At 71.6% G+C, this 24,031-nt stretch carries 24 protein-coding genes; all 24 read right to left on the bottom strand.

Annotated elements, in window-relative coordinates:
* Positions 1-6: 6 nt before the first annotated feature.
* Positions 7-1,122, bottom strand: a complete 1,116-nt coding sequence (locus M2157_RS26735) for an acyl-CoA dehydrogenase family protein (protein ID WP_280866389.1) — start codon at positions 1,120-1,122, stop codon at positions 7-9.
* On the bottom strand, positions 1,119-1,748 hold the full coding sequence (locus M2157_RS26730; RefSeq protein WP_280858319.1) for an antibiotic biosynthesis monooxygenase: 630 nt from the start codon (positions 1,746-1,748) through the stop codon (positions 1,119-1,121). The genes M2157_RS26735 and M2157_RS26730 overlap by 4 nt, the downstream gene beginning before the upstream one ends.
* Entirely contained in the window at positions 1,745-3,106 is a 1,362-nt protein-coding gene (locus M2157_RS26725; RefSeq protein ID WP_280866388.1) for an LLM class flavin-dependent oxidoreductase, read from the bottom strand. The genes M2157_RS26730 and M2157_RS26725 overlap by 4 nt, the downstream gene beginning before the upstream one ends.
* Before the next feature lie 11 nt (positions 3,107-3,117).
* A complete protein-coding gene (locus M2157_RS26720; RefSeq protein ID WP_280858322.1) occupies positions 3,118-3,699 on the bottom strand; it encodes an NAD(P)H-dependent oxidoreductase in 582 nt (193 codons plus the stop codon).
* A 90-nt stretch (positions 3,700-3,789) separates the two neighbouring features.
* The gene (locus M2157_RS26715; RefSeq protein ID WP_280866387.1) at positions 3,790-4,581 is read right to left on the bottom strand and encodes an SDR family oxidoreductase; all 792 of its coding nucleotides are present in this window, start codon (positions 4,579-4,581) and stop codon (positions 3,790-3,792) included.
* Position 4,582: 1 nt separating this feature from the next.
* Entirely contained in the window at positions 4,583-5,254 is a 672-nt protein-coding gene (locus M2157_RS26710) for an antibiotic biosynthesis monooxygenase (protein WP_280866386.1), read from the bottom strand.
* 11 nt (positions 5,255-5,265) lie between these two features.
* Positions 5,266-6,033 (bottom strand): SDR family oxidoreductase, encoded by a 768-nt coding sequence (locus tag M2157_RS26705; RefSeq protein WP_348541806.1) that lies wholly within the window; start codon positions 6,031-6,033, stop codon positions 5,266-5,268.
* 120 nt (positions 6,034-6,153) lie between these two features.
* Positions 6,154-7,077, bottom strand: a complete 924-nt coding sequence (locus M2157_RS26700) for an LLM class flavin-dependent oxidoreductase (protein ID WP_280866385.1) — start codon at positions 7,075-7,077, stop codon at positions 6,154-6,156.
* 30 nt (positions 7,078-7,107) lie between these two features.
* On the bottom strand, positions 7,108-7,788 hold the full coding sequence (locus M2157_RS26695) for a hypothetical protein (protein ID WP_280858326.1): 681 nt from the start codon (positions 7,786-7,788) through the stop codon (positions 7,108-7,110).
* Positions 7,789-7,813: 25 nt separating this feature from the next.
* Positions 7,814-8,845: a methyltransferase gene (locus M2157_RS26690; protein WP_280858327.1), complete on the bottom strand. Its 1,032-nt coding sequence runs from the start codon at positions 8,843-8,845 to the stop codon at positions 7,814-7,816.
* A 51-nt stretch (positions 8,846-8,896) separates the two neighbouring features.
* Positions 8,897-10,120: an MFS transporter gene (locus tag M2157_RS26685; RefSeq protein WP_280868278.1), complete on the bottom strand. Its 1,224-nt coding sequence runs from the start codon at positions 10,118-10,120 to the stop codon at positions 8,897-8,899.
* A gap of 5 nt (positions 10,121-10,125) precedes the next feature.
* Entirely contained in the window at positions 10,126-10,743 is a 618-nt protein-coding gene (locus M2157_RS26680; RefSeq protein ID WP_348541833.1) for an SDR family NAD(P)-dependent oxidoreductase, read from the bottom strand.
* A 184-nt stretch (positions 10,744-10,927) separates the two neighbouring features.
* A complete protein-coding gene (locus M2157_RS26675; RefSeq protein WP_280866384.1) occupies positions 10,928-12,862 on the bottom strand; it encodes an SDR family oxidoreductase in 1,935 nt (644 codons plus the stop codon).
* Positions 12,859-14,337 (bottom strand): FAD-dependent monooxygenase, encoded by a 1,479-nt coding sequence (locus M2157_RS26670; RefSeq protein WP_280866383.1) that lies wholly within the window; start codon positions 14,335-14,337, stop codon positions 12,859-12,861. Before M2157_RS26670 ends, M2157_RS26675 begins: the two co-directional genes overlap by 4 nt.
* Positions 14,292-15,119: a 4'-phosphopantetheinyl transferase superfamily protein gene (locus M2157_RS26665; RefSeq protein WP_280858332.1), complete on the bottom strand. Its 828-nt coding sequence runs from the start codon at positions 15,117-15,119 to the stop codon at positions 14,292-14,294. Before M2157_RS26665 ends, M2157_RS26670 begins: the two co-directional genes overlap by 46 nt.
* 34 nt (positions 15,120-15,153) lie before the next feature.
* Positions 15,154-16,089: an aromatase/cyclase gene (locus M2157_RS26660; protein WP_280858333.1), complete on the bottom strand. Its 936-nt coding sequence runs from the start codon at positions 16,087-16,089 to the stop codon at positions 15,154-15,156.
* 21 nt (positions 16,090-16,110) lie between these two features.
* Entirely contained in the window at positions 16,111-16,896 is a 786-nt protein-coding gene (gene fabG, locus M2157_RS26655; RefSeq protein WP_280858334.1) for a 3-oxoacyl-ACP reductase FabG, read from the bottom strand.
* A 75-nt stretch (positions 16,897-16,971) separates the two neighbouring features.
* Positions 16,972-17,235 (bottom strand): acyl carrier protein, encoded by a 264-nt coding sequence (locus M2157_RS26650; RefSeq protein ID WP_280858335.1) that lies wholly within the window; start codon positions 17,233-17,235, stop codon positions 16,972-16,974.
* 43 nt (positions 17,236-17,278) lie between these two features.
* Positions 17,279-18,493, bottom strand: coding sequence for a ketosynthase chain-length factor (locus M2157_RS26645; RefSeq protein ID WP_280866382.1), 1,215 nt, complete (start codon positions 18,491-18,493; stop codon positions 17,279-17,281).
* A complete protein-coding gene (locus M2157_RS26640; RefSeq protein ID WP_280858337.1) occupies positions 18,490-19,761 on the bottom strand; it encodes a beta-ketoacyl-[acyl-carrier-protein] synthase family protein in 1,272 nt (423 codons plus the stop codon). The genes M2157_RS26645 and M2157_RS26640 overlap by 4 nt, the downstream gene beginning before the upstream one ends.
* Complete coding sequence (locus M2157_RS26635) at positions 19,758-20,087, bottom strand: TcmI family type II polyketide cyclase (RefSeq protein WP_280858338.1); 330 nt, start codon at positions 20,085-20,087, stop codon at positions 19,758-19,760. The genes M2157_RS26640 and M2157_RS26635 overlap by 4 nt, the downstream gene beginning before the upstream one ends.
* 192 nt (positions 20,088-20,279) lie before the next feature.
* Positions 20,280-21,845: an acyl-CoA carboxylase subunit beta gene (locus M2157_RS26630; RefSeq protein ID WP_280858339.1), complete on the bottom strand. Its 1,566-nt coding sequence runs from the start codon at positions 21,843-21,845 to the stop codon at positions 20,280-20,282.
* Positions 21,846-21,892: 47 nt separating this feature from the next.
* Complete coding sequence (locus tag M2157_RS26625; RefSeq protein ID WP_280858340.1) at positions 21,893-22,564, bottom strand: TetR/AcrR family transcriptional regulator C-terminal domain-containing protein; 672 nt, start codon at positions 22,562-22,564, stop codon at positions 21,893-21,895.
* A gap of 80 nt (positions 22,565-22,644) precedes the next feature.
* Positions 22,645-23,919, bottom strand: a complete 1,275-nt coding sequence (locus tag M2157_RS26620; protein WP_280866381.1) for an MFS transporter — start codon at positions 23,917-23,919, stop codon at positions 22,645-22,647.
* Positions 23,920-24,031: the final 112 nt, after the last annotated feature.

Raw genomic sequence — 24,031 nt, 5'->3', positions numbered from 1 at the left:
GGAGACTCAGGCCGCGACCAGCCGCCTGGTGTACGCGAAGGCCGCCGGTTCGAACTGCAGGGCCGCGTGCGACCCCGCCGCGTGGACGTCCCGCCAGATGCGCTGCATCGGGTGCGAGGTCGCCTGACCGCGGGTGCCGGTCACCTGGAACAGCCGGTCCACCGCGCCCACGAGGAGCTCCACCGCGAGGGTGCTGTCGCGATGGCTGCGCTCGGCCACGCCGTCCTCGTCGAGCCGCCCCCGGTCGGCGGTCTCGGCGGCCCGCGCCAGCAGCAGGGCCGCCGCGTCGATCTCCCCCGCCGCGCGGGTGTAGGAGATCCGGCTCGACTCCCGTGCCGCCGCGCGGGCCCCGCTCGGCTGCTGGGCCAGATGGCGCTCGACGAGACGCAGGGCACCCCGTGCCGCGCCGAGGATCGGGGCCGCGAAGGTGAGCCCGTTCACCGCGAACAGCGGTGCGCTGTGCACGGCGGACCCGGTACCGGGCAGCTTCCCCCGGCGCATGTCGTCCCAGACGAACGACCGGTACTCCGGTACGAACGCCCGCTCCACGACCAGCGTGTGGCTGCCGGTGGCCCGCATGCCGAGCGTCGACCAGGTCTCCTGGTGGGTGAAGGAGTCCCGGGGCACGGCGAACACCCGGATCGAGCGGTCGCCCTCGCGCGGCGGCGCCGAACTCACCAGCGCCCAGTCGGCGAACTCGACCCCGCTGACGTAGAGCCAGGTGCCGGACAGCGTCCAGCCGCCCTCCACCGGCTCGGCCTCGACACCGGCCGCGACCATCGAGCTGACGAGCCGGGTCCGCGGCCCCTTGGCCCAGACCTCCTGCTGTCCCTCGTCCGGCAGATGAGCGCTGAAGCGTCCGTTGTACGCCCACAGCGAGGCGATCCAGGCGGCGGACGTACACCCTTCGCCGATCGCCGCCACGGCGCGTGTCACCTCGTCGAACGTGGCGCCGGTGCCGCCCTGTCCGGCCGGTGCGAAGCCGGCCGGGAAGCCCGCGGCGGCCAGGGCCTCGACGGTCGCGGGGGCGAGCCTGCCGGTCGTGTCCGCGTCCGCGGCACCGTGACCGGCCGCCTCCGCCGCCGAGTCGAGCGCCGCGGCGTCCTGCCACGCGCCGCTCATGACCGCTCCCGGATGTACTCGATCTCGCCGAAGTACAGCTGCACCTCGACGCCCAACTCGTCCAGCGGGGACGGCTTCTGCGGCCGTTCCAGGAAGGCGCGGAAGCTCTTCTCGTCCTCCCACTGGGCGTACTTGACGACGTGCTCGCCGGTCAGGCCCCGGTGCACGGCGTGGGAGACGTAGCCCGGTGTCGTGGCCAGCTCCGGTGGGTCGTACGTCATCTCCTTGAGCACCTCGGCCTGGTCCTCGGGGGCCGACCCGACGACGATCACCACCGTGAACCGGGGCGTGTCGAGGCTGATCCGGGGCGCCGGGTCCCAGGTGTGGACGACCTCGCAGGGGATGGTGTCCAGGCGGGAGACGTTCAGGGCGCTGCCGAGCCGGCCCTGGGTGGCGCGCTCGCTCAGGAAGGCGTCGTAGGCCTCCTTGCTCTCCCACTGGGCGTAGTTGACGACCGAGAGGCCGTCGAAGCCGCGGTGGAAGTTGCCCGAGACCAGGCCCGGTTGGACGTTCGCCGGGGGCAGGCCGCGCCACTGGTCGAACAGCAGCCGCTGCCCCTCGGGGCCGTCGGTGTGGAAGATGTTGAACAGCGTGAAGTAGCCGTCCGCCACGCTGATGGAACTCATGCGGTCTCCCTGGAAGTCGCCGGGGGCTTGTGGCGCGTGCCCGGGTGGCCGGTGGCCAGACGGTCCCCGCGGCCGAGGAACTTGTGGCGGAGCGTGCCCTCGGCGTACCGCGTCTTGTAGACGCCGCGGCGCTGGAGTTCGGGCACGATCAGGTCGGTGAAGTCGTCGTAGGTCGACGGGGTGACGACGTGGCCGAGGTTCAGGCCGTCGGCGCCGGTCTCCGCGATCCACTCCTGGATGCCGTCGGCGACCCTCGCGGGCGAGCCGACGAGGACCGGCGGGTGGCCGAGCCCGAGCTTCTCCAGGATGTCGCGGACCGTCCAGTCGCCCTGGCCGAGGGACTCGGCGATGGACTGCACCGCGTGGTTGGGCACGACGTGCACCGGGTCGTCCGGGCGGTAGGGCGACAGGTCGAAGCCCAGCCAGCCGGAGAACAGCGCGAGCATGCCGTCGGAGTCGATCCAGCTCTTGTAGTCGTCGTACCGGGAGCGGGCCTCGGCGTCGGTCTCGGCGGTGATGACCGTGCAGCCGCTGAACACCTTGACGGCGTGGGGGTCACGGCCGGCGGCGGCCGCGCGGGCCCGGATGTCGTCGACCTGCTTGCGCAGCCGGGACGCTTCCGGGGCGGTGGCGAAGACGGCCTCGGCGTGCAGGGCGGCGAAGTCCTTGCCCCGGTCCGAGGTGCCCGCCTGGAACAGGAACGGGGTGCGTTGCGGGGACGGCTCGCACAGGTGGATGCCGGGCACCTTGAAGTAGCGGCCGTCGTGGGCGATCGGATGGATCTTCGCGGGGTCGGCGTAGATGTCGTCCGCCCTGACGGCGTCGTCCTCCCAGGAGCCCTCCCACAGCTTGTAGACGACCTCCAGGTACTCGTCCGCGATGTCGTACCGCTCGTCGTGCCCGGTCTGCCCGTCGAGCCCCAGATTGCGGGCCGCGCTGTCCAGGTACGAGGTGACGACGTTCCACGCGACCCGGCCGCCGGTGAGGTGGTCCAGCGTCGACATGCGGCGGGCGAAGGGATACGGGTGCTCGTAGGAGGTCGAGCCGGTGACCGCGATGCCCAGGTGCTCGGTGACGTGCGCGATCGCCGAGACGAGCATCATCGGATCGTTCACCGGGACCTGGGCGCCGCCGCGCAGTGCCGCGTCGGGCGAGCCGCCGTACACGTCGTAGGCGCCGAGGACGTCGGCGATGAACAGGCCGTCGAACAGGCCGCGTTCGAGGGTGCGGGCGAGATCGGTCCAGTACGACAGGTCCTTGTAGCGGCGGCCCTGGCTGTCGGGGTGACGCCAGGTGCCCGGCGACAGATGGGTCGGGGTGTTCATGGCGAACGCGGTGACGCGTATCTGCTGGTCCATGACGGGTCCCTTCAGGCCGCGTACGGGCGCCGGACGCGGGCGTCCTTGAGGGCGGCCGCCCACCACTGGAGCTTTTCGAGCATGACCTTGGCGGGAACGGCGGCGTCGGGCATGCGCAGCGAGCCGTCCTCGCCGATGTGCTGCCAGACGTTGTGGAAGCTGACCGTGTCCCGGATCGTCGTGGCGTGCAGCTCGGCGAAGACCTGGCGCAGCTGCTCCACGGCACGCAGGCCGCCGGACAGGCCGCCGTAGGAGACGAAGCCGGCCGGCTTGGCGTACCACTGGGTGCGGTGCCAGTCGATCAGGTTCTTCAGCGGGGCGGTGAAGCTGTGGTTGTACTCGGGCGTGATCACGACGAACGCGTCGGCGGCGTCCAGCCGTTCGGCCACGGAGGCCAGCAGCCTCGCCGACTCGCCGCCGGGGGCCTGCGTCAGCGTCATCGGCAGGTCGACGTCGGCCAGGTCCATGACGTCGAGGTCGAACATCGCACAGGACTCGGCCTCCTCGACGAACCAGCGGGCGACGGCCGGGCCCGTGCGGCCCTCGCGGGACGAGCCGATGATCACGGCCAGCCGCAGTGTTTCCTCGGACATGACGTTCCTTCCTGTGGAGGGGCGGCAAACGGGTGCGGGGCGCGTCGAACCGCGCCCCGCACCGGTGTCGGCGGTCGGCCCGGCCGGGTGTCAGGGGCGGCCGCCGTGGCGGATCGCGCGCATCTGCGCCACCCACGCGTCGGCGTCGTCGGCGCGCAGCCGGAAGGAGTCGGCCGAGCCCTTGTGCGTGAAGATGTGCATCCGGTTCTCCTCGATCCCGGCGAGCGCGGCCTGCGCGACCTGCTCGGGTTCGAGGACCTCGGAGTGCTCCTTCAGCAGGGCCAGCTGCTCGTTGCTGCTGACGCTGGCGGCCAGCATCGGGGTGTTGACCGCCTGGGGCATCAGGCAGGAGACGCCGATGCCCCGGTGGCCGTACTCGACGGCGAGGTACTCGGCGAAGGCCACGGCGCCCTGCTTGGCGACCGAGTACGGGGCCGCGCCGAACGCGGTGAGGACACCGCAGGCCGCGATGGTCTGGAGCAGATGGCCCCGTCCGTTCTCCAGCATCGCCGGGAGCACCGCACGCGCCGCGTACACGTGCGACATCATGTTGACGATCATGGCGTTCTTCCAGTCCTCGTCCGAGGCGTCGAAGCTGCCGGTGACCGTCAGGCCCGCGTTGGAGACGAACAGGTCGACGTCGCCGAACCGTTCCCGGGCCCGCTCGACGAGCGCCTGTACGGCGGCCTCGTCGGCCACGTCGGTCCGGACCGCGATCGCCCGGTCGACGCCGATGCCGGCGGCCACCTTCTCGGCGGCCTCGCCGTCGATGTCGGAGACGACGACCCCGCGCGCGCCGGCGAGGGCCAGCTGCTCCGCGATCGCCCTGCCGATGCCGCTCGCGGCACCGGTGACCACCGCGACACTGCCTTCGATCCTCATGTCACTGGCTCCCGAACGGGTTGGTGATGACGTAACGCCACTCGCCGTGGGCGTTCTTCTTCAGGACGTCGAGGCCGCGCCCGGTGCCGGTCATCTCCGGCGCCCCGGGCACCTCGATGCTCCAGTCGACGACGAGAGCGGCGGTGTCGCCGGCGACGTAGCTCTCGCTGACCTTCGCCGACAGCTTCGGCTCGCGCTTGAGGAACTCGGTGACGGCCTCGCGGTGCTGGGCACCGCTGACCGCCTTGCCGGGCTCCCAGACCGCGGCCGCGCCCGGCGCGTACACGGCCATGATCGCGTCGACGTCCCGGGCGGCGTAGGCGTCGAGGTACCGCTGGTTCATCTCCGCGGGATCGGCGCTCTGCTGCGGCGCCGGCCCGGTGAGGTGCAGCGGGCGCACCTCCAGCTCCTTGGCCAGGTACGCGTTCCGGCCGGCCAGGAACTCCTTCATGTACGGCTGGGCGATGTGGCGGGCCAGATCCTTGCGGGTGGCCCAGATCTCGTAGAAGACGAAGAGGGTGGGGTCGTCGGCGTCCTGGTTGATCCAACTTCCCAGGCAGCCCTCCTCGTTGCGGGAACGTTCGGCGAAGGAGACCAGCAAAGTGGCCAGTTCCTCCGCCTTCTCGGGCTTGGCGTGGGCGAAGCCCACCGCTGACTGGATCTCGTTGCTCATGTGCGGGCTCCTCAGCCGAGTAGGGTGCCGCCGGTGGCGTCCACGAACGACCCGGTGATCCAGCGGGCCTCGTCGGAGGCGACGAACGCGACGACGTCGGCGACCTCGGAGACCTCGCCGACGCGGTTGAACACCGACAGCGCGGCCATCTGCTCGACCGCCTCGGGGTTCTCGAAGACCGGGTCGCCGTTGTCGGTGATGCCGGGGGCGACGGTGTTGATGGTGATGTTCCGGGGGGCCAGCACCGGGGCCATGTGCAGGGTGATCTGCTCCAGGGCGGCCTTGCTCATCGCGTAGGCGATCTGGATCGGGAACGCGGAGTGCGTGACCCCGGAGGAGATGTTGACGATGTGGCCGCCGTCGGGGATCAGTTCCAGCGCCTTCTGGATGAGCAGGAAGGGCGCCTTGGCGTTGACGGTGTAGCAGTTGTCGAGGATCTCCTCGGTGACCGAGCTCGGGCCGGCGCCGGCGAACCCGGTGGCGGCGGCGTTGTTGATCAGGATGTCCAGGCTCGCGGAACCGGTGAGCTCGACCAGGCCGGCCCGCACCCCGTCCAGCAGCTTCTCCACCGCACCGGGTTCGCCCAGGCTGGCCTGCACGGTGAAGGCACGGCCGCCGGCCTCCTCGATCAGCGCCACGGTCTCCTTCGCGGCGGCCTCGTTGTTCGAGTAGTTGACGGCGACGACGGCACCGTCCTGGGCGAGTCGGAGTGCGATACCGCGCCCGATGCCCCGGCTGGCGCCGGTGACCAGCGCCGTCTTGTTCTCCAGCCTGCTCATTGATGACCCTTCGGGAGATACGAAATCGGTGATGCGTACGGGTGGTGACATGCGAAGGCCGACTGCGAGGAGGTGGTCCTCACAGCCGGCCTTCGTACGGAACGAGAAAGGGGCGGGCCCTCAGTCCTGGTGCTTGGCGACCGCTTCCCGGATCGCCGGGACGATCTCGCCGGCCCAGTGGGCGAGCGACGTCATGTCCGGGGTGCCGCCGCGCGGGGAGAAGAGCATGAAGCCCGACGCCCCGTGGTTCAGGACGGCCCCGGTGAGCTCCTCGACCCACTGGTCGACGCTGCCGCCGATCCAGCGGCCGTCCTGGTCGCGGGTGGCGGGCAGCGGCTGGTCGGTGATGCGGCCGGGGAAGTTGAAGACGGTGCGGACCTCGCCCGGGTCACGGCCCACGCTCGCCGCGGCCTCGTCGATGACCGGCCGCGACTCCCGGTAGCGCGGGCTGAGCCAGTCGGCCGCGTGACCGGGGATCCAGCCGTCGGCCACCCGGCCGGTCGCGGCCAGCGACTTCCGGCCGACCGACCCGGTCCACACCGGGGGCGCGGCCACCGGGGCGGGCTCGATCTGGTTCACCCGGTAGTGGCTGCCCTCGAAGGTGACCGGCGGGCCGCCGCCCGACAGCTTCCTGATGAGGACGACCGCCTCCTCGAAGGCCTGCACGGCTTCGCCCGGGGTGAGGGGCTCTCTGCCCATGTCGGAGATCCGCTCCCACAGCCCGCCGGCGCCGAAGCCGAGCACGACCCGGCCACCGGAGAGCGCGGAGAGTGTCGTCACCGTCCGCGCCAGCATGGCGGGGGGCCGCAGCGGCACGTTGGTCACGTTGGCGAATCCGGCGAGGCGCCGGGTACGGCCGACGATGAACCCGACCGTGGCGTACGCGTCCAGGCGGGCACCGAGGTAGGGGTGGTCGGACAGGGAGAAGAGGTCGAGGCCCTCGCGGTCGGCCAGTTCGGCCATGCCGAGCAGTTCCGGCGCTTCGTCGATCGTGCTGTGCGCGCCGAAGCCGAAGACGACTTCGCGTGCGGACCATGTAGTCAAGGTGACGCCCTTCGCTTTGTTCGAGTCTCGTCAGCCGGCCGCGGAGACGCTCGCGTGGAAGCCGTAACGGCGGCCGGCTCCCGCCTCAGCCTGACCCATGTACTCCAGGAGGGGTTCGATCTCGGCCTTGATGTGCACGAGTGCCTCGGCCTCCGAGGCCCACTCGGACAGCAGGAAGATTCCCGAATCATCCGCGGAGACATGGAAGTTGGCGGCGATCGCTCCCGGGTAGGAGCGGTCCTCGCCCACCGTCTTCTCCTCGGTGCCGAGCAGCCCGTCGGTCCAACTCCGTGCCGTGTCACCGCCGTTCATCGAGAAGAACGCGGCCGGATAGCAACCGACCGGCGGCAGCGGGTCCGGCAGCACGGTGGGCTGCACCCGGCGGTACAGGGCGAACGCCCGGGGCTCTCCCGGCTCGAAGCCCAGCGTCCGCCAGTCGGGGCGCAGGGTGGCGTACGCCGTGCGCAGGGCCTCCTCGGAGCCGTCGGCCGTGGACCACTGGGCGTAGGTCAGCAGCGACGTGCCGTCGGTGCCGGTGAACAGGGTCAGGGAGAGCAGGCCGGTCGGCCAGGCGGCGGACTCCCAGTGCGCGACGACCGCGGCCGCGGCCGCCTCGACGCGTGCGGGATCGCCGAGGACGGCTTCCTCTACCAGTGCTGTGGTGACGTCCGGGCGGCCGATGGACGGCCGGACGTCCGACGCGGTGGGCATCGTCGAACTCCTAGGTTCTCGTGGGCTACGCGGCCTTGCGGCCGATGACCAGGACGTCCTCGTGCAGACCCTCGACCTCGACGGTCTCCGGCCAGAAGCCCGCCTCGCGCAGCCAGCCGTGCAGTTCGTCGGCGGTGTACTCGTGACCGCCGCGGGACCACACGAGCATGGTGAGACCGGCCAACGCCCCGTGCATCGAAGGCTGTTGGCCGCCCGCCATGGGGTCGTAGACGAGGACGGCGCCGCCCGGCTCCAGGGCGTCGTAGGCCCGCTTCAGGAGTGTGATGCGGTCCTCCACACCCCAGTTGTGCAGAACATGGCCGAAGACGAGCGCATCCGCCTTGGGCAGGTCGTCCTCGAAGAAGTCGCCGCCGTGGAAGGTGACGGGCGTTTCCGTGGCGCCGAGCCGGTCCATGTGGCGCTCGAAGGCGGGCTCAAGCGGCGGCAGATCGAACACCGCGCCCTTGAGGTGGGGGTTGCGGGTGACCACCTGGTGGGCGAAGTTGCCGCGCGCGCCGCCGATGTCGACGAAGGAGGTGAAGCCGCTCCAGTCGAAGCCGCTCAGTGCGGCGGCGATCGGCGCGTTGAGGAGGTCCATGCTGTCCAGGAAGCCGTCGGTGGCGTCGGCATCCGCGTACAGGGTGTCGTACGGGTTGCCGGCGACCGCGGCCTGGTTCTGCGGCTTGCCGGTGCGCAGGGAGTCGGCCAGGCCGTTCCAGGCGGGGTTCAGCTCCTGCTCGCAGAAGTGCAGGTAGCCGCCGAGGTAGGCGGGGCGGCCGCGGACCAGGAAGGCGTCGGTGACCGCGGAGTTGGTGAACCTGTCGTCCGCCGTCTCCAGCAGGCCGAGGTGGACGAGCCCGGCGAGCAGGTCGTTGGTGCCGCGCGGCGCCAGACCGAGCCGCGCTGCGAGTTCGTCGGACGTCGCCGCGTCCTTGGACAGTTCGGTGAAGACGTCGTGCTCTACGGCTGCCAGCAGGATCCGTGCCTGCCAGGAACCGAGGATCAAGCCCATGATCGGGCCGGGGTTCACGGGGCTCTCGGGCGATTCGACGGCCATGGTCGGTAAGCCTCCTTGGGCGATGAACAGGTGAACGGGTCGAGGGGTGGGTCAGGGACGGCGGACGAGCGCGGCGGCCAGGCCCAGTGCCCCGGCCGCCGTGATGAGTGCCAGCGTGGGTCGCGGCCCTTCGCCGTGGGTCAGGAGCAGCCCGACGAGCGGCAGGAGCGCTCCGGCGCCGAGCTGTACGCAGGTCTGGTACAGCGAAACCGCCGCGCCCCGCTCCGCCGCGTCGAACCCCGCGGTCGCCTGCGCGTTCAGGGCGACGAACGCGCAGCAGAAACCGGCCTCGACGAGCAGCAGGGTGGGCAACATGCCGAGGGCGTAGGGGCTGCCGTCGGGCCGGGCCAGGTAGAGGCCGTAGCCGAGCAGCGGGAAGAGCGCGCCGAGCGTGATGAGCCTGCGGGTCCCGTACCGGGCGATGAACCGGCCCGCGAAGGGCACGGTCAGCGCGAGCGGAACGCAGGCGGGCAGCAGGGCGAGCGCGGTCCGCCAGGGCGACCAGCCGAACTCGTCCCGCATCTGGAAGACCAGCAGGACGAGCAGCCCCTGATAGGTGCCGTTGAGCGAGGCGGCCCCCAGCGCGGAGCGCAGCAGGGAGCCCCGCTTCAGCAGGGCGGGACGGGGCAGCGCCGGTCGGCGCGTGTCCGGTGTGGGGTGTGGGCGTCGGGGCGGGCTGTCGCCCTGGGGGCGGGGCAGGACGTACAGCCCGCACAGCAGCAGGACCAGGGCGATCGGTGCCGGGAAGACGAACACCCAGCGCCAGGCGGCCTCCGGCAGGGCGCCCGCGAGGAGCAGGCCCGCGGTGAAGCCGGCCGCGCCAAAGAGGGAGTAGACCGTCAACGCCCGCCGTCGCTCGGGGCCTTCGGGAAAGAGGTCGTTGATGAGGGCGAGGCCGGTCGGTGCGGTCAGCGCCGCGCAGCCGCCCTTGACCACCCGGACGGCGACCAGGAGCGCCGGCCCCGCGACGAACCCGCCGGCCACCGAGGCCAGGCCGAACAGCAGCATCGCGCCCAGGTAGACGCGTCGGCGTCCGAGCAGGGCGCACAGCCGCGGCCCGAGCAGCAGCAGGGCGGCGAAGCCGAGCGCGAAGCCGCTCATCAGCCACTGGGCGTCCCACGGCGTCAGACCGAAGCGGTCGGCTATCGCGGGCAGGGCGATGAGGATGACGGACACCTCGACGGCGTCCAGCAGCATGTTGCCGGACAGCACCAGCAGCCGGGTCCACTGCAGGGCGCCCCAACCGCCTTTCGTGGCAGAGGTGTTGGCGAGCATGGAGGTCACCAGTCCAGCACCTGGCCCTCGGGAGTGCCGTCCTCGCCGAGGAAGGTGGCGGTGGGCCCGTCGTCGTCGAGCGTGGCGAGCAGGACGGGGATGCGCGCGCCCTGCTCGGTGGTGAGCAGGCCGTGGTGCCCGTTGATGTCGGTGGCGACGAAGCCCGGGGAGGCCGCGTTGACGAGGATGCCGGTGCCGCGCAGTTCGTTGGCGTAGGTCAGGGTGACCGCGTTGAGCGCGCTCTTCGAGGTGGCGTACGACAGCATCACCGGGAACTCGCCGGGCGGGTGGACGCCGGTGGGGTCGAGGTTGGCGGCGGCCGCGGAGAGCGAGCCGATCGCGCTGCTGACGTTGACGATCCGGGCCGACGGGGCCCGGCGCAGCAGGGGCAGCAGGGCGTTGGTCACGGTGATGACGCCGAACACGTTGGTCTCGTAGACCGTGCGTACCTGCTCGGCGGGGGTCTCGCTGGGCGGTTGCATGGGGCCGCCGATGCCGGCGTTGTTGACGAGGACGTGCAGTGTGCCGTGTTCGTCCTGGAGGCGTTTGGCGGCGAGCGCGACGGAGGTCTCGTCCGTGACGTCCAGGTGCAGGAACCGCACGTCGAGGCCATCGGCGCGCAGCGCGCTCGCGGCCGCACGGCCCCGTTCCTCGTCGCGGGCCCCCAGATGGACGGGTCAGGCCACGCTCGGCGAGCTGCCGGACGATCCCCCGGCCGATCCCCTTGTTTCCTCCGGTGACGACGGCGACGCGCGCGGTGTCGACGGACATGGATTCCCTCTCGATGTCGGTGCGGGGCGAGGCGGTTCAGCCGAGCAGGGTGCCGCCGGTGGCGTCGATGAAGGCGCCGGTGATCCAGCGGGCCTCGTCGGTGGCCAGGAAGGTGATGACGTCGGCGACGTCGCCGGCCTCGCCGACCCGGTTGAAGGCCGAGAACTTCGCCATCGCCTCGACGGCGTCCGGGTTGTCGAAGATCGCGCCGCCGTTGTTGGTGATGCCGGGCGCCACGCTGTTGATGGTGATGCCGCGCGGCGCGAGGAGGCGGGCCAGCTGGAAGGTGAGCTGCTCGACCGCGCCCTTGGTCATGGCGTACGCGACCTGGTCCGGGACGGAGGTACGGGTGACGCCGGTGGTGACGTTGATGACGCGGCCGCCGCTCGGCATCTGCTCGAGGGCGCGCTGCACGAGGAAATACGGCGCCTTCGCGTTGACGGCGAAGTAGCGGTCGAACTCCTCGGGGGTGAGGTCCTCCGGCGCCGAACCCGTCGACGTCACGGCCGCGTTGTTGACGAGAATGTCGAGGCGGGTCTCGCCGGTGCGCTCCTTGAGGCCGCGTTCGAGGCCCAGGAACAACTCGTGCACATCGCCGGGGACGCCGAGTTCGGCTCGGACCTTGAAGGCGCTGCCGCCCTCCTTCTCGATCCGTTCGACGGTGTCGTCGGCGGCCTCGTCGTTGGCCGCGTAGTGCACCGCGACCAGCGCGCCCTCGCGGGCGAGCCGGATGGCCGTCGCCCGGCCGATGCCGCGGCTGGAGCCGGTCACGAGGGCGGTCTTGTCGGTGAGCCTGTCCACGGTTGACCTTCCGGGTCGGTGGGTGTGCGGTCGGGGCTGCTGCGGCACGTCGAGGCCGCTGATCATGCGGGCCAGGTGCCGGCGTACCGGGGCGGCCTCCATCAGCTCGCCGAAGACGTCCCGCAACGCGGTGACTTCTGCGCTGCCGAACAGCAGTTGGGCCTGCGCCTGGATGTTGGCCAGCGTCCGGGCACCCACCGGACGGCGCTCGGCGTGGTAGGCGTCGAGGTGTGCGGGCCGGGTGCGTCCGGCGGCCACGTCGGCGAGCAGCGGGCCGAGGGCGGCCGCGTCCTGGAGGCCGAGGTTGACGGCCTGGCCGCCGACCGGCATCTGGCTGTGCGCGGAGTCGCCGGCGAGCAGGACGCGGCCCCGCCGGTACTCGGTGACCTGCCGGGAGGCGTTGCCGAACCGGTTGAGCCACAGCGGCCGCCCGTGGCCGATTTCCTCGCCGGTCACCGCCGCCCAGGCGTCGGCGACCTGCTCGAAGGTCACCTCGCCCGAGGGCTGTTCGCCGAACCGGTGGACCATGAGCCGGGTGGTCCCGTCGGGCCTGCGGTAGGCGGTGGCGATGCCGTCGGCGAACCGCTGAAGTCGCCGATTGCCGATGTCGATCCCCGCGACGTCGGCCCGCAGCATCACCTTGTCGGCGTCCCGCCCGGCGAACTCGAACCCGCCGAGCTCGCGTACGGTGCTCTGCTCGCCGTCGCAGCCGACGACGTAGGCCGCCGCGATGTCGTAGGTCGTACGACCGTCCCCGCGCACCTCGACGCGGACGCCGTCGTCGGTCTGACTGAGCCCGGTCACCGTGTGGCCGCGGCGGATCTCGGCGCCCAGGTCGAGGGCGTAGGTCTGGAGCTCGGTCTCCAAGTGATGCTGGAGACACTCCCATTGGCCCGCGTAGGGATGGTCCGGGTCGGCCTCGGCGAGGTCGAGGCGCAGGCCGCCGAAGTGGCCGGGGCCGACGGCGGGCAGCTCGCCCAGCCGGGGCAGGAAGCCGCGGTCGGCGAAGATCTCCATGGTCCGCGCGTGCAGGATCGACGCCCGCGACTCCCCGCTCGGCTGCGCCAGCCGCTCCAGTACGACGACTCGGGCACCGCCCGCGCGCAGCTCGGCGGCGAGGAACAGCCCGACGGGCCCGGCGCCGACCACGACGACGTCGTACCGGGTCATCGGCGCCGCCCCAGGCCCGGCCCGAACCAGCGGGCCAGCGCGGTGTCCAGGTTGCGATGGCTGCCGGGGGCGGCCCAGGCGACATAGCCGTCCGGGCGCAGCAGCACCGCGGTCGTACCCGCCGACGGGCCTGCCCCCGGGTCCTGGGTCGCGGTGACGATGTCGACGCGGTCCCTCCAGGGCTGGGCGCGGCGGCGCAGCACGGCGTTGTCGTCGAGGTCGAGGAGCACGCCCCGGCCGGTGCGCAGAAGGGCGGTGCTGCTGGTGCGGCGGCCTCCGGTCGTGTTTACCGGCAGGTGCGGCAGGCGCCGCCCGAGCAGTGCGCCGGCACCACCACCGACGTCGTAGCGGATGTCCAGACCGCTCACCTTGGCCGCGAGGTGGTGGGCCACTTCCGGGTACTGGATCAGCTCGGCCAGGACGTCCCGCAGCGGCTGGGCCTCCTCGCCGCCGAGGACCAGCAGGCTCTGCGCCCGGGTGTTGGCGAGCAGCGCGCGGCCCACCTCGTGGCGCTCGGAGTGGTAGGTGTCGAGCAGTTCCGCGGGGGCGTCGCCGCGCAGCACCGCCGCCAGCTTCCAGCCGAGGTTGTGGGCGTCCTGGACGCTGGTGTTCATGCCCTGCCCGCCCGCGGGCAGATGCACGTGGGCGGAGTCGCCCGCCAGCAGGACCCGGCCCCGCCGGTACTCGGTGACCTGCCGGGTGGCGTTGCCGAAAGCGCTGACCCAGACCGGCTCGGCGTGCGAGACGTCACCGCCCGTGAGCCGCTTCCACAGGTCGGCGACCTCGGCGAACGCGGGCGGCCCGGTGCGCCGCTGCGGCGGGATGCCGTGCTCGCCGACGATGATCCGGTGGATCCCGCCGGCCAGCTTGGCGACCATGACGAACCCGCCGCCGATCTGCTGCCCGGTCATCCGCGGCTCCAGATCGACCCCGCGTACGTCGGCCAGCAGCATCTCGGTCGTGGCGGCCGTGCCGGGGAAGTCGAACCCGGCCGCCTTGCGCACCACGCTGCGGCCGCCGTCGCAACCGACGAGGTAGCGGGCCCGCAGCCGTTCCTCGCCGCCGTCGTGCCGCACGGTCACCGTCACGCCGTCGCCGGTGTCCTGGTACGACAGGAACTCGTGCCCGCGCCTGATGTCGGCGCCGAGTTCGCCCGCCCAGGCCTCCAGGGCTTCCTCGGTCACCGACTGCGGGACGGTGCGGGCCGCCTCATGGGCCGCCCCGAGGACGCTCATGTCCAGCGGCAGGCCGCCGAAATGGCCCATCCCGCCGGTCTCGTAGGGGCCGAGCCGGCGCAGCAGGCCGCGCTGGTCGAACACCTCCATGGTGCCGATGGTCAGGCCGATGCCCCGGGACTCCCCGGTGCGCCGGGGGTGCCGTTCCAGCACCACGACGTCGATCCCCGCGAGGCGGAGTTCCCCGGCGAGCATCAGCCCGGCGGGTCCCGCTCCAACAACGACCACCGAAGCATCCATGAACCTCTCCTTCTCAAAGCCAGTAGCGGAGCCGCGGACAGCGGCAGACCCGCCGCGCCGTCGTACAGACACGCCACCGGGAGGGTGCGCAGCGTGATGAACGGTTCGGCGGTGACGGCCAGGGCGGCAGCGGCGGCGTGGTGCGGCCCGACCTGCACGTCCCGCACGATCCAGCCCGGTGGGCCGGACGGGGCGTCGGCGTCGGTTCCGGCCCCCAGGTAGTCGAGGGCCGGTCTGCGGCCGAGCCCCGTGCCCAGCCCCTTCAGGTACGCCTCTTTGCGGGTCCACAGCCGCGCGAAGGACGCGGGCCTGAACTCCTCGGGCACGGCGAGGAGTTCCCGCCACTCCGCCGGGTGCAGGGCGGGCCCGCACACCTGCACCGCCTCGAACGTCGGAGTGCGCTGCACATCCACGCCGACGGCACTCGCCGCGGTGCCGATCAGGATCAGCCCGTGGCTGTGCGAGAGCGAGAAGTGCACCGGCAGGGGCGGGTGCCGCAGCACGGGCCGGCCGGTGCGGGGCTGCCGTGGTGGGCCGGACTCGGGGCCCAGCAGCAGCCGTTCGGGCGGGAACCCAGTGGCGGCGGCCAGGATCCGGCGCAGTGCGATGTGCGCCGACAGGTACTGCACCCGGTCCACGGGCCGCACGAACAGCTCGGCCCGCCGCACCTCCGCGGCGTCGAGCTCGCCCACTGCCAGCCGGGCCGCCGCGGCGCTGCCGGGAAGCGGTGCGCGCAGCAGCCACAGCGAGAGTTCCGGTGGTTCGCGCAGTACCGGGAGCACCGGGCGTGCGGGGGCCGGTCGGGCCGCACCAGGTTCAGCGCCGGCCCTCGGCATGGGCCTTCGCGTGGCCGAGGGTGGCCCTGCTGTTGGTGCTCAGCGCGTTCTGTACGTACGCGCGCGCGTCGGCGACGGTGGCGTCCGCGCCGAGGATCCGGGCGATGTTCTCGGTGTTGAGCGTCACCGTGTGCTGGGAGGACGCGGTGACGCCCGTCGCGGTCTCGGTGAACGTCCAGTAGCCGGTGTGCAGTGTCATCAGCGCCGGCAGGGTCACCTGCTTGTAGGCGATCCTGTGGTGCGGGAACGTCACCCGGTACGACTTGGTGGTGTGGACGGAGCCGTCCTGGGCGCGGGTGTCCATCTCCAGGGTCTGCAGGCCGGGGGTGTCCTCGGTCAGCCGGACCGTGGCCACGTGCGGGAGCCGCTCGGACCACAGGTGCGCCTCGTCGATGAAGTCGTAGACGTCCTTGGCGGATCCGGCGACGTCGACGGAGTCCTCGAAGGAGAAGGTCAGCTCCGCCTCCGCGTGGACGCGTTCGACGTTGGTCCGGAGCGCGGCCAGCTCCGAGCGGGAGTTGCGGTCGACGGCCTCGTCGATCCACTTCAGGCTCTCCGGGTCGTCGTCCACCGCCCGGTAGTCGTGCAGCAGCCGGATCCTCGACCCGGTCGCCGAGACCGGCTCGATGATCCAGGTACCGCCCATGGCGGCCACCGGGTGCGTGGACACCTCCTGGCGGAAGTCGATGCGCAGGCCGTCGGGGTCCAGGACGCGGCGCGAAGTCCAGTTCTTCGCCTCGCCGTTGGCGGTCGCCCAGATCTGGATACGTTCCTCCCGCTCGCCGCGCTCCACCTGCTCGACGTGGATGGTCGGCGGGAAGATCCTCGGCCAGTTCTCCACGTCGGCGATGAACCGGTACACCGTCTCGGCCGGTGCGGCCACGGAGATCTCGTGCTCGACCTCACGGATGGTCATGGTCAGCTCTCCCAGAGATCGTCAGAAGTTGCCGAGTCCGCCGCAGACGTTGAGCGCCTGCGCGGTGATGGAGGCCGCCGTGTCGGATGCCAGGTAGCCCACCAGGCCGGCCACCTCCTCGGGGGTGGAGTAGCGGCCGAGCGGGATCTTGGCCTGGAACTTCTCCAGGATGGCCGACTCGCTGGTGTCGTACGCGGCCGCGTAGCCCTGGCGGACGCGCTGGGCCATGGGGGTCTCCACATAGCCGGGGCACACCGCGTTGACGGTGATCCCGGTGGGCGCCAGTTCGTTGCCGAGGGCCTTGGTGAAGCCGACCACGCCGTGCTTGGACGCCGAGTACGGCGCCCCGAGGACCACGCCCTGCTTGCCGGCCGTGGAGGCGATGTTGATGATCCGGCCGCGGTCCTTGTGCCGCATCCCGCCGGCGTTGAGGACCTCACGGGTCATCCGGAAGACACTGGTGAGGTTGGTCTCGACGACGTCGTCCCACAGCTCGTCGGTGAGGTCGGCGGTGACGCCGCCGCCGCTGCGGCCCGCGTTGTTGACCAGGACGTCGACGGTGCCGAAGGTGTCGACGGCGGCCCTGACGAAGTCCCGCACCGCGTCGGCGGAGCGGACGTCGACGGTGCTGCCCTCGACCTCCAGGCCCTCGTCGCGCAGTTCCTTCACGGTGGCGGCGATGTTGTCGGCGTCGCGGGCGCCGATGAACACCCGGTGGCCCTGCTGGGCCAGGAGGCGGGCGGCGGCGAGGCCGATCCCGCTGGTGGCGCCGGTGACCAGGGCCACCCGCTGGTGCTGCTCTGACATGTCTGTCGTCTCCAAGAGAGGTGGATGGGGGCCGCCGGGCGGCGGTGGTGGTGCGCCGCCCGGCGGACGGCCGGCTCAGACGAGGGAGGCGAGACCGTTGTTGACGGTGTCGATCAGCAGGCGCGGGGTGTTCGCGATGCTCAGCACCTCCTCGTCGAGGGAGATGCCGTACTCGCGCTCGATGCGGCCGCCGGTCTCCAGCAGGGCCAGCGACTCGTAGCCCAGCTCCTCGAAGTCGGTGTCGAGGATGTCGCCGTCCAGGTTGTAGGACTCGTCGTCGCCGGCCGCGTCGACGAGGATGCGGCGGAGGTCGTCCAGGGTGAATGCCTTCTCGGGCATGGCGGTTCCTTTGCGTTCGGCGGGGTCGGTCGGCGGATCGGACTCAGTCGGCGGATCGGACGACGAGGGCGGAGTTGAAGCCGCCCTGGCCGCGCGCCAGCACCAGCGCGGTGCGCACCTCGGTGGTGCGCGGGTGACCGACGACGAGGTCCAGGCCGTACTCCTCGGCCGGTTCGGTGTTCATCGTGGGCGGGATCAGGCCCTCCTCCATCGCGAGCAGGACCGTCGCCAGGTCGAGGGCGCCGGCGGCGGAGTACAGGGCGCCGGTCGTCGTCTTGGGCACGGTGACCGGGACCTGCCCGCGGCCGAAGACCGCGTTCAGGGCCTCGGCCTCGATGCGGTCCAGCTCGGGGACGGCCGCGCCGTCGGCGAAGACCACGTCCACGTCACCGGCGGTGACGCCGGCGTCGTCGAGGGCGGTCTCGATCGCGAGACGCAGGGCAGGCGGACGCCCGCTGCCCGGCTTCGGATCGAACGTGGCCCCGTAGCCCGCGATCTCGCCGTACACCTTGGCGCCGCGCGCCCGGGCCGCGTCCGCGCGCTCCAGGATGAGGAGGGCGCCGCCCTCGCCCGGCACATGGCCGGAGGCCCGCCGGTCGAAGGGCAGGTAGGCGGCGGCCGGGTCGTTCTGGGTGCTGATCCGGCCGCCGGTCAGCTGGGCCACCCAGCCCCAGGGGCACAGCGAGGCGTCGACGGAGCCGGTGACGACCAGCGGGGTGCCCTTGCGGACCTGGCGGCGGGCCTGGGCGACGGAGTCCAGACCGCCGGCCTGCTCGCTGACGACGACTCCGCTGGGGCCCTTCATGCCGTGCCGGATGGAGATCTGGCCGCTGTTGACGGCATAGAACCAGGCGAAGGACTGGTACGCGCTGACGTACTCGCTGCCCTGGCTCCACAGCCGTTCCAGCTCGCGCTGGCCGAACTCGAAGCCGCCCGACGCACTGGAGGTGACCACGCCCATGTCGAACGCGGGCAGGTCCTTCGGATCCACCCCGGCGTCCGTCAGCGCCCAGTCCGCGGCGACGAGCGCGAGACGCGTCATGCGGTCGGTCTGCGGCAGCAGCCGGCTCGGCAGGTGCTCCCCGGCCTCGAACCCATGGATCTCGCCCGCGAGTTGGGCCGGGTACTGGGTGGGGTCGAAGCGGGAGATCCGTCCGATGCCGCTCTTGCCGACCCGGGCGGCCTGCCAGTACTCCTCGGCACCGAGCCCGTTGGGCGAGACCACGCCCAGGCCGGTCACCACTACTGACGTGCTCATGCGGCGGTCCTTTCCGGCCGGGCCAGCACCATCGCGCTCTGGAAGCCGCCGAAGCCACTGCCCACGGTCAGCACGGCGTCCGTCCGGTGGTCCCGGGCGGTGACGGGCACATAGTCGAGATCGCATTCGGGATCGGGTTCGTGGAGGTTCGCCGTGGGCGGCACCACGTGGTGCGTCATCGCCAGGGTCGACGCGGCGATCTCGATGGCGCCGATGGCACCGAGGGAGTGGCCGACCATGGACTTGATGGAGCTCACCGGTGTCTCGTAGGCGTGGCCGCCCAGGCTCTTCTTGAACGCGGCGGTCTCGTGCCGGTCGTTCTGCTTGGTGCCGGAACCGTGCGCGTTGATGTAGTCGATCTGCTCCGGGTTCATCCGCGCCTCCTCCAGCGCGACCCGGATCGCCTCCGCCATCTCCGCGCCGTCGGGGCGCAGTCCGGTCATGTGGTAGGCGTTGCTGCGGGTCGCGTAGCCGGCGATCTCCGCGTAGATCCGAGCGCCCCGCCGGCGGGCGCTCTCCAGCTCCTCCAGCACGAAGAAGGCCGAACCCTCGCCGAGGACGAACCCGTTGCGGGTGCTGTCGAAGGGGCGCGAGGCGCGCTCCGGTTCGTCGTGCCGCGGAGTGGTCGCCCGGATCGCGTCGAAGCACGCCATCGTGATCGGCGAGATCGGGGCGTCGGTGGCGCCCGCCACCATGACGTCGGCCGACCCCTCACGGATCAGCTCGATGGCGTACCCGATGGAGTCGATGCCCGACGTGCAGCCCGTGGACACCACCGCGTTGGCACCCTCGGCGCCCACCGCCCAGGCCACCTCGGCCGCGAACGAGCTGGGCACCAGGTGGTTGTAGAGGTGCGGGACCGCGTAGCGGTGGTCGACGAGGTTGAGCCGACCGCCGTCGCTGACGACCCGGTACTCCTCGTCGAGGCCCATCGTCGCCCCTACGGCCGTGCCGACGGTGACGCCGACGCGGTGCGGGGCGTGCGACTCCAGGTCGAGGCCGCTGTCGGCGAGGGCGCCGCGGGCGGCGACGACGGCGAACTGGCCCGCCCGGTCCATCCGCCGGATCTCCTGCGGACTCAGTCCGTGCGCCTCCGCGTCGAAGTCGATCTCGGCGGCGACCCGGGAGCGGAACGGCGACGGGTCGAAGAACGTGATGCCACGGGTGGCCGTACGGCCCTCGCTGAGCAGCGACCAGAAGGCCTCGCTGCCCACACCGCCGGGGGCGAGCACCTCCAGCCCGGTGATGACGACGCGACGGCCGTTCACGAGCTCGCCTCCCAGTGGTAGAAGCGGGTCGCCATGGCGTCGGCGGGTGAGCGCCAGGTCGCCGGGTCGTACGCCTCGATGAACGGCTTCAGGTCCTCGCTGATACCGATGAAGCGCGGGTCCGTCTTGGCCTCCTCGATCTGCTTCCCACCGTTGTCGGTGTCGAAGTCCTGGAGGTGGAAGTAGAGCCCGCGGTAGTGGAAGAGCTGACGCCGGCGGGTGCCCATCAGGTGCGGCATCTCGGTGGCGTCGAACGCCTGGAAGAGATCGGCCACTTGGCCGCCCGCACCGGGCTCCATCCTGGCCACGATCAGGTTGCTGTGCATTCGATTCTTCTCCAAGTTGTCCAGTCCCGAAAAGGGCAGCAAAAGCCGTACGGCGGATTGGAGTGAGAGTGGGCGTCCAACCGAAGGGATTCGGCGACAAAGCTCCGGACTCTGATACATATCCTCTTCGGACAGAATCCCGAATTCAAGAGGAAAAGCGTCAGGATCCGGCCCAGAACTACAATTCCGCGTTCACTGCGGGGCGTTCCCGTGTTTCCGCGAGGGCAGGTCCGCGTGCTTGGCCCGCAGCATGTCCAGGGAGCGGATCAGCACGGTACGGGTCTCGCGCGGGTCGATGACGTCGTCGATCAGTCCGCGCTCGGCTGCGTAGTACGGGTGCATGAGCTCGCTCCGGTACTCCTCGATGCGCTGCTCGCGCACCGCGTCGGGGTCCTCGGCGGCGGTGATCTCCCGCCGGAAGATCACGTTGGCGGCGCCCTCGGCACCCATCACCGCGATCTCGTTGGTCGGCCAGGCCAGCGCCAGGTCGGCGCCGATGGACCGGGAGTCCATGACGATGTACGCGCCGCCGTACGCCTTGCGCAGCACCAGCGAGATGCGCGGCACGGTGGCGTTGCAGTAGGCGTACAGCAGCTTGGCGCCGCGCCGGATCACGCCGTTGTGCTCCTGGTCCACACCGGGCAGGAAGCCTGGCACGTCGACCAGGGTGACCAGGGGGATGTTGAAGGCGTCGCAGAACTGCACGAAGCGGGCGCCCTTCTCGGAGGCGTCGATGTCCAGGACCCCGGCCATGGCGGCGGGCTGGTTGGCGACGACACCGACGACATGCCCGTCGAGCCGGGCGAAAGCGCACACGATGTTCGTCGCCCACAGCGGATGGACCTCGAAGAACTCGCCGTCGTCGACGACCTCCTCGATCACCTTGCGGATGTCGTACGCCTGCCCGGCGGCGGCCGGGACCAGGTCGAGCAGCGCGTCGTTGAGCCGGTCGACGGGGTCCCCGGAGCGCTCGACGGGTGAGAGCTCACGGTTGTTGGCGGGCAGCAGCGAGAGCAGGTAACGGACGTCCTCGATGCACTCCTCCTCGTCGTCGTAGGCGAAGTGGGCCACGCCCGAGGTGGTGGCGTGGACGTCGGCGCCACCCAGGCCGTTCTGGGTGATCTCCTCGCCGGTGACCGCCTTGACGACGTCGGGGCCGGTGATGAACATCTGGCTCGTCTCGCGGACCATGAAGACGAAGTCGGTGAGGGCCGGGGAGTAGGCGGCGCCGCCCGCGCACGGGCCGAGCATCACGGAGATCTGCGGGATGACGCCCGAGGATCGGGTGTTGCGCCGGAAGATGCCGCCGTAGCCGGCCAGCGCGGTGACGCCCTCCTGGATCCGGGCGCCGGCCCCGTCGTTGAGGGAGACCAGCGGGGCGCCGGCCGCCTCGGCCAGGTCCATGATCTTGTGGATCTTCTGGGCGTGGGCCTCGCCGAGCGCCCCGCCGAAGATCCGGAAATCGTGTGCGTAGACGAAGACCGTGCGACCGTGGACGGTCCCCCAGCCGGTCACCACACCGTCGCTGTACGGCTTCTTCCGCTCCAGTCCGAACCCGGTGGCCCGATGCCGGCGCAGGGGCTCGACCTCGTTGAACGAGCCCTTGTCGAGAAGCAGGGCGATCCGCTCCTGAGCGGTCAGCTTCCCCTTGCTGTGCTGGCGTTCGGTGGCCGCCGGATCCGGTCCGAGCCGTGCGGTCTCCTTGATCTCGGTCAGCTCGTCGATCCGTGACTGGATCGACTCGTGCGGTGTGGCCATGGTGTTCCCACCTCCGTGGGTCTCGGATGCGCCCGGTCAGCGGTCGGTCAGCGGTCGGCCCCGGGCCGGTAGAGGCGGACGAAGTCCGCGACCCCGGCGGTGACGAGTGCGTCGGTCTCGAAGTCGGCCAGCGGCAGGGCCCCGTGGAAGGAGCGCTGGACGACACCGCCCGCGACCAGCTGGATGAACCGCTCGGCGGCCTGCTCGGGGTCGTGCCCGGCGTCGCCGAAGGCGAGCAGTCCCCGCTCGGCCAGCCGGTCGAGGCGGCGGGCCAGCTCGCGGGTCGCCTGCCGGGGACCGGCGGTCCGCCACATCTCGACCACACCGGCCGGCCAGGCCGCGACCTCCGCGGCGAGATGCCGGACGATCGCGAAGTGCTCGGGGAACGCGGCCAGCGGCGTCAGCCACGCGTGGCCCAGCGCGACCAGGTCCTGCTCCAGGTCGGTGATCTCGGCGAGGTGGTTCTCGGCGATGACGGTCAGCTCCGCGGCCACCGCGGCGGCACCTTCCAGCAGAACGGTGAGCAGCAGCCGCTCCTTGTCCTGGAAGTAGTGCGTGACGACGGCCTGGTCCAACCCGCTCTCCATCGCGATGTCCGCGACACCGGCATGGGTCCAGCCCTCCCGGGCGAACACGGCCCGCGCCGCCCGGACAACGGCCTGGCGCTCCTCGGCCGATCCGGCTCGGAGGGGGGTGGGGGTCGCTTGGTACGTGGTCATGGTGTGGTCCTCCATGTCAGGTGAGGGTGAATGGCATCGCGGACGATCGACGACACCTCACGGCACCGCCGGCGCACCGCTCAGCGGAGCGGCTTCTCCACGGCCCTGGTGCGCCGCTCCTCGTACCCCTCGCCGCCCGCGCCGGCGTAACGGCCGCGCACCTGCACGAGGAGCACCGCCACGGCGGCGAGAAACGTGGCCGTGCCGCCCGCCAGGAGCCCGGCGCGACCGCCGAAGCGTTCGCTGAGGGCGCCGGTCAGGAGCGCGCCCAGGGGTGTGGTGCCCTGGAGGGTCAGGGTGTAGAGGGCCAGGATCCGGCCCCGGTAGGCGGGGTCGCTGCCCAACTGGATGCGGTGGTTGGCGGCCTGCGCGAAGTAGAGGGACCCGAAGCCGGTGCCCAGGAGCAGGACGACGGCCGCCGGATAGGTGGGCGCGAGCCCGGCCGCGAACTCCAGTACGCCGAACCCGAGCGCCGAGCCGATGACGAGCCCGGCGGACGGCCGCCCGCGCCGGCCCGTGGTCACGAGCGCCGCGAGCAGTGAGCCCGCCGCAAAGGCCGTGGTGAGCAGACCGAACGCGGAGGCGTCCGCGTGGAAGACGGTCTTGGCGAGCAACGGCAGCGTGAGCTGGAAGTTGAGCCCCAGCATGCCGACGACGGCCACCAGGACCATCGGCAGCAACAGGTCGCGGCGGCCCGCGAGGTGCCGTATGCCGTCCATGACCGGGGCCCGGGACGGCCGCCGTGCGTCCCGGTGCAGTTCCGCGGGCCGCATCGCCCACAGCGCGAGCACGGTCGCCAGATAGCTCACGGCGTTCAGGAGCATCACGGCCGCCGTCCCGAACCAGCCGATCATCAGCCCCGCCACCGCGGGGCCGGCCACCCGCGCGGTGTTGAAGTACGCGGCGCTGAGCGCGGACGCGTTGGGCAGCAGGTCGGCGCCGACGAGTTCGCTGACGAAGGACATCCGGGCGGGCACCTCGACCGCGTTGACGATGCCGAGCCCGAGCGCGAAGAGGCAGACGTGCCACAGCCCGGCCCGGCCGCTCAGCACGAGGACGCCGAGCAGCAGGGCCAGCACCCCCGAGGCGAGGTTCGCGGCCATCAGCAGCCGGCGTTTGTCGAGACGGTCGGCGAGACCGCCCGCGTAGAGGGTGAGCAGCAGAAGAGGTGTGAACTGGAGGGCGGTCACCAGGCCGAGGGCGGTCCCGGAGTCACCGGTCAGGGAGAGCACGAGCCAGTCCTGTGCGACGACCATCATCCAGGTGCCGGCGACGGAGACGAGTTGTCCTGCCGCGAAGAGCCGGAAATTGCGCATGGTCAGGGACCGGAACGTGCCGGCGAGGGGAGATCTCATCTCGTCCTTCGTGGGCACACGGCGGGGGACTCTGCCTCAAAGCTTCTTCGGTCCCGGCGGCCCGGTCAAGGAATCCGATGTCAGATCCCGGTCAATCCTTGTGATGAACGGT

It is taken from the genome of Streptomyces sp. SAI-127, assembly GCF_029894425.1.
Classification (GTDB): domain Bacteria; phylum Actinomycetota; class Actinomycetes; order Streptomycetales; family Streptomycetaceae; genus Streptomyces.
Note: the sequence above shows the minus strand (reverse complement) of the source record. Positions and strands in the feature narration are given on the sequence as shown.

Coding starts and splice junctions, on each gene's coding strand:
- M2157_RS26735 (WP_280866389.1), bottom strand. CDS start 1,122: ATGAGCGGCGCGTGGCAGGACGCCGCGGCGCTCGACTCGGCGGCGGAG.
- M2157_RS26730 (WP_280858319.1), bottom strand. CDS start 1,748: ATGAGTTCCATCAGCGTGGCGGACGGCTACTTCACGCTGTTCAACATC.
- M2157_RS26725 (WP_280866388.1), bottom strand. CDS start 3,106: ATGGACCAGCAGATACGCGTCACCGCGTTCGCCATGAACACCCCGACC.
- M2157_RS26720 (WP_280858322.1), bottom strand. CDS start 3,699: ATGTCCGAGGAAACACTGCGGCTGGCCGTGATCATCGGCTCGTCCCGC.
- M2157_RS26715 (WP_280866387.1), bottom strand. CDS start 4,581: ATGAGGATCGAAGGCAGTGTCGCGGTGGTCACCGGTGCCGCGAGCGGC.
- M2157_RS26710 (WP_280866386.1), bottom strand. CDS start 5,254: ATGAGCAACGAGATCCAGTCAGCGGTGGGCTTCGCCCACGCCAAGCCC.
- M2157_RS26705 (WP_348541806.1), bottom strand. CDS start 6,033: ATGAGCAGGCTGGAGAACAAGACGGCGCTGGTCACCGGCGCCAGCCGG.
- M2157_RS26695 (WP_280858326.1), bottom strand. CDS start 7,788: ATGCCCACCGCGTCGGACGTCCGGCCGTCCATCGGCCGCCCGGACGTC.
- M2157_RS26690 (WP_280858327.1), bottom strand. CDS start 8,845: ATGGCCGTCGAATCGCCCGAGAGCCCCGTGAACCCCGGCCCGATCATG.
- M2157_RS26685 (WP_280868278.1), bottom strand. CDS start 10,120: ATGCTCGCCAACACCTCTGCCACGAAAGGCGGTTGGGGCGCCCTGCAG.
- M2157_RS26675 (WP_280866384.1), bottom strand. CDS start 12,862: ATGACCCGGTACGACGTCGTCGTGGTCGGCGCCGGGCCCGTCGGGCTG.
- M2157_RS26670 (WP_280866383.1), bottom strand. CDS start 14,337: ATGGATGCTTCGGTGGTCGTTGTTGGAGCGGGACCCGCCGGGCTGATG.
- M2157_RS26660 (WP_280858333.1), bottom strand. CDS start 16,089: ATGACCATCCGTGAGGTCGAGCACGAGATCTCCGTGGCCGCACCGGCC.
- fabG (WP_280858334.1), bottom strand. CDS start 16,896: ATGTCAGAGCAGCACCAGCGGGTGGCCCTGGTCACCGGCGCCACCAGC.
- M2157_RS26650 (WP_280858335.1), bottom strand. CDS start 17,235: ATGCCCGAGAAGGCATTCACCCTGGACGACCTCCGCCGCATCCTCGTC.
- M2157_RS26645 (WP_280866382.1), bottom strand. CDS start 18,493: ATGAGCACGTCAGTAGTGGTGACCGGCCTGGGCGTGGTCTCGCCCAAC.
- M2157_RS26635 (WP_280858338.1), bottom strand. CDS start 20,087: ATGCACAGCAACCTGATCGTGGCCAGGATGGAGCCCGGTGCGGGCGGC.
- M2157_RS26630 (WP_280858339.1), bottom strand. CDS start 21,845: ATGGCCACACCGCACGAGTCGATCCAGTCACGGATCGACGAGCTGACC.
- M2157_RS26625 (WP_280858340.1), bottom strand. CDS start 22,564: ATGACCACGTACCAAGCGACCCCCACCCCCCTCCGAGCCGGATCGGCC.
- M2157_RS26620 (WP_280866381.1), bottom strand. CDS start 23,919: ATGAGATCTCCCCTCGCCGGCACGTTCCGGTCCCTGACCATGCGCAAT.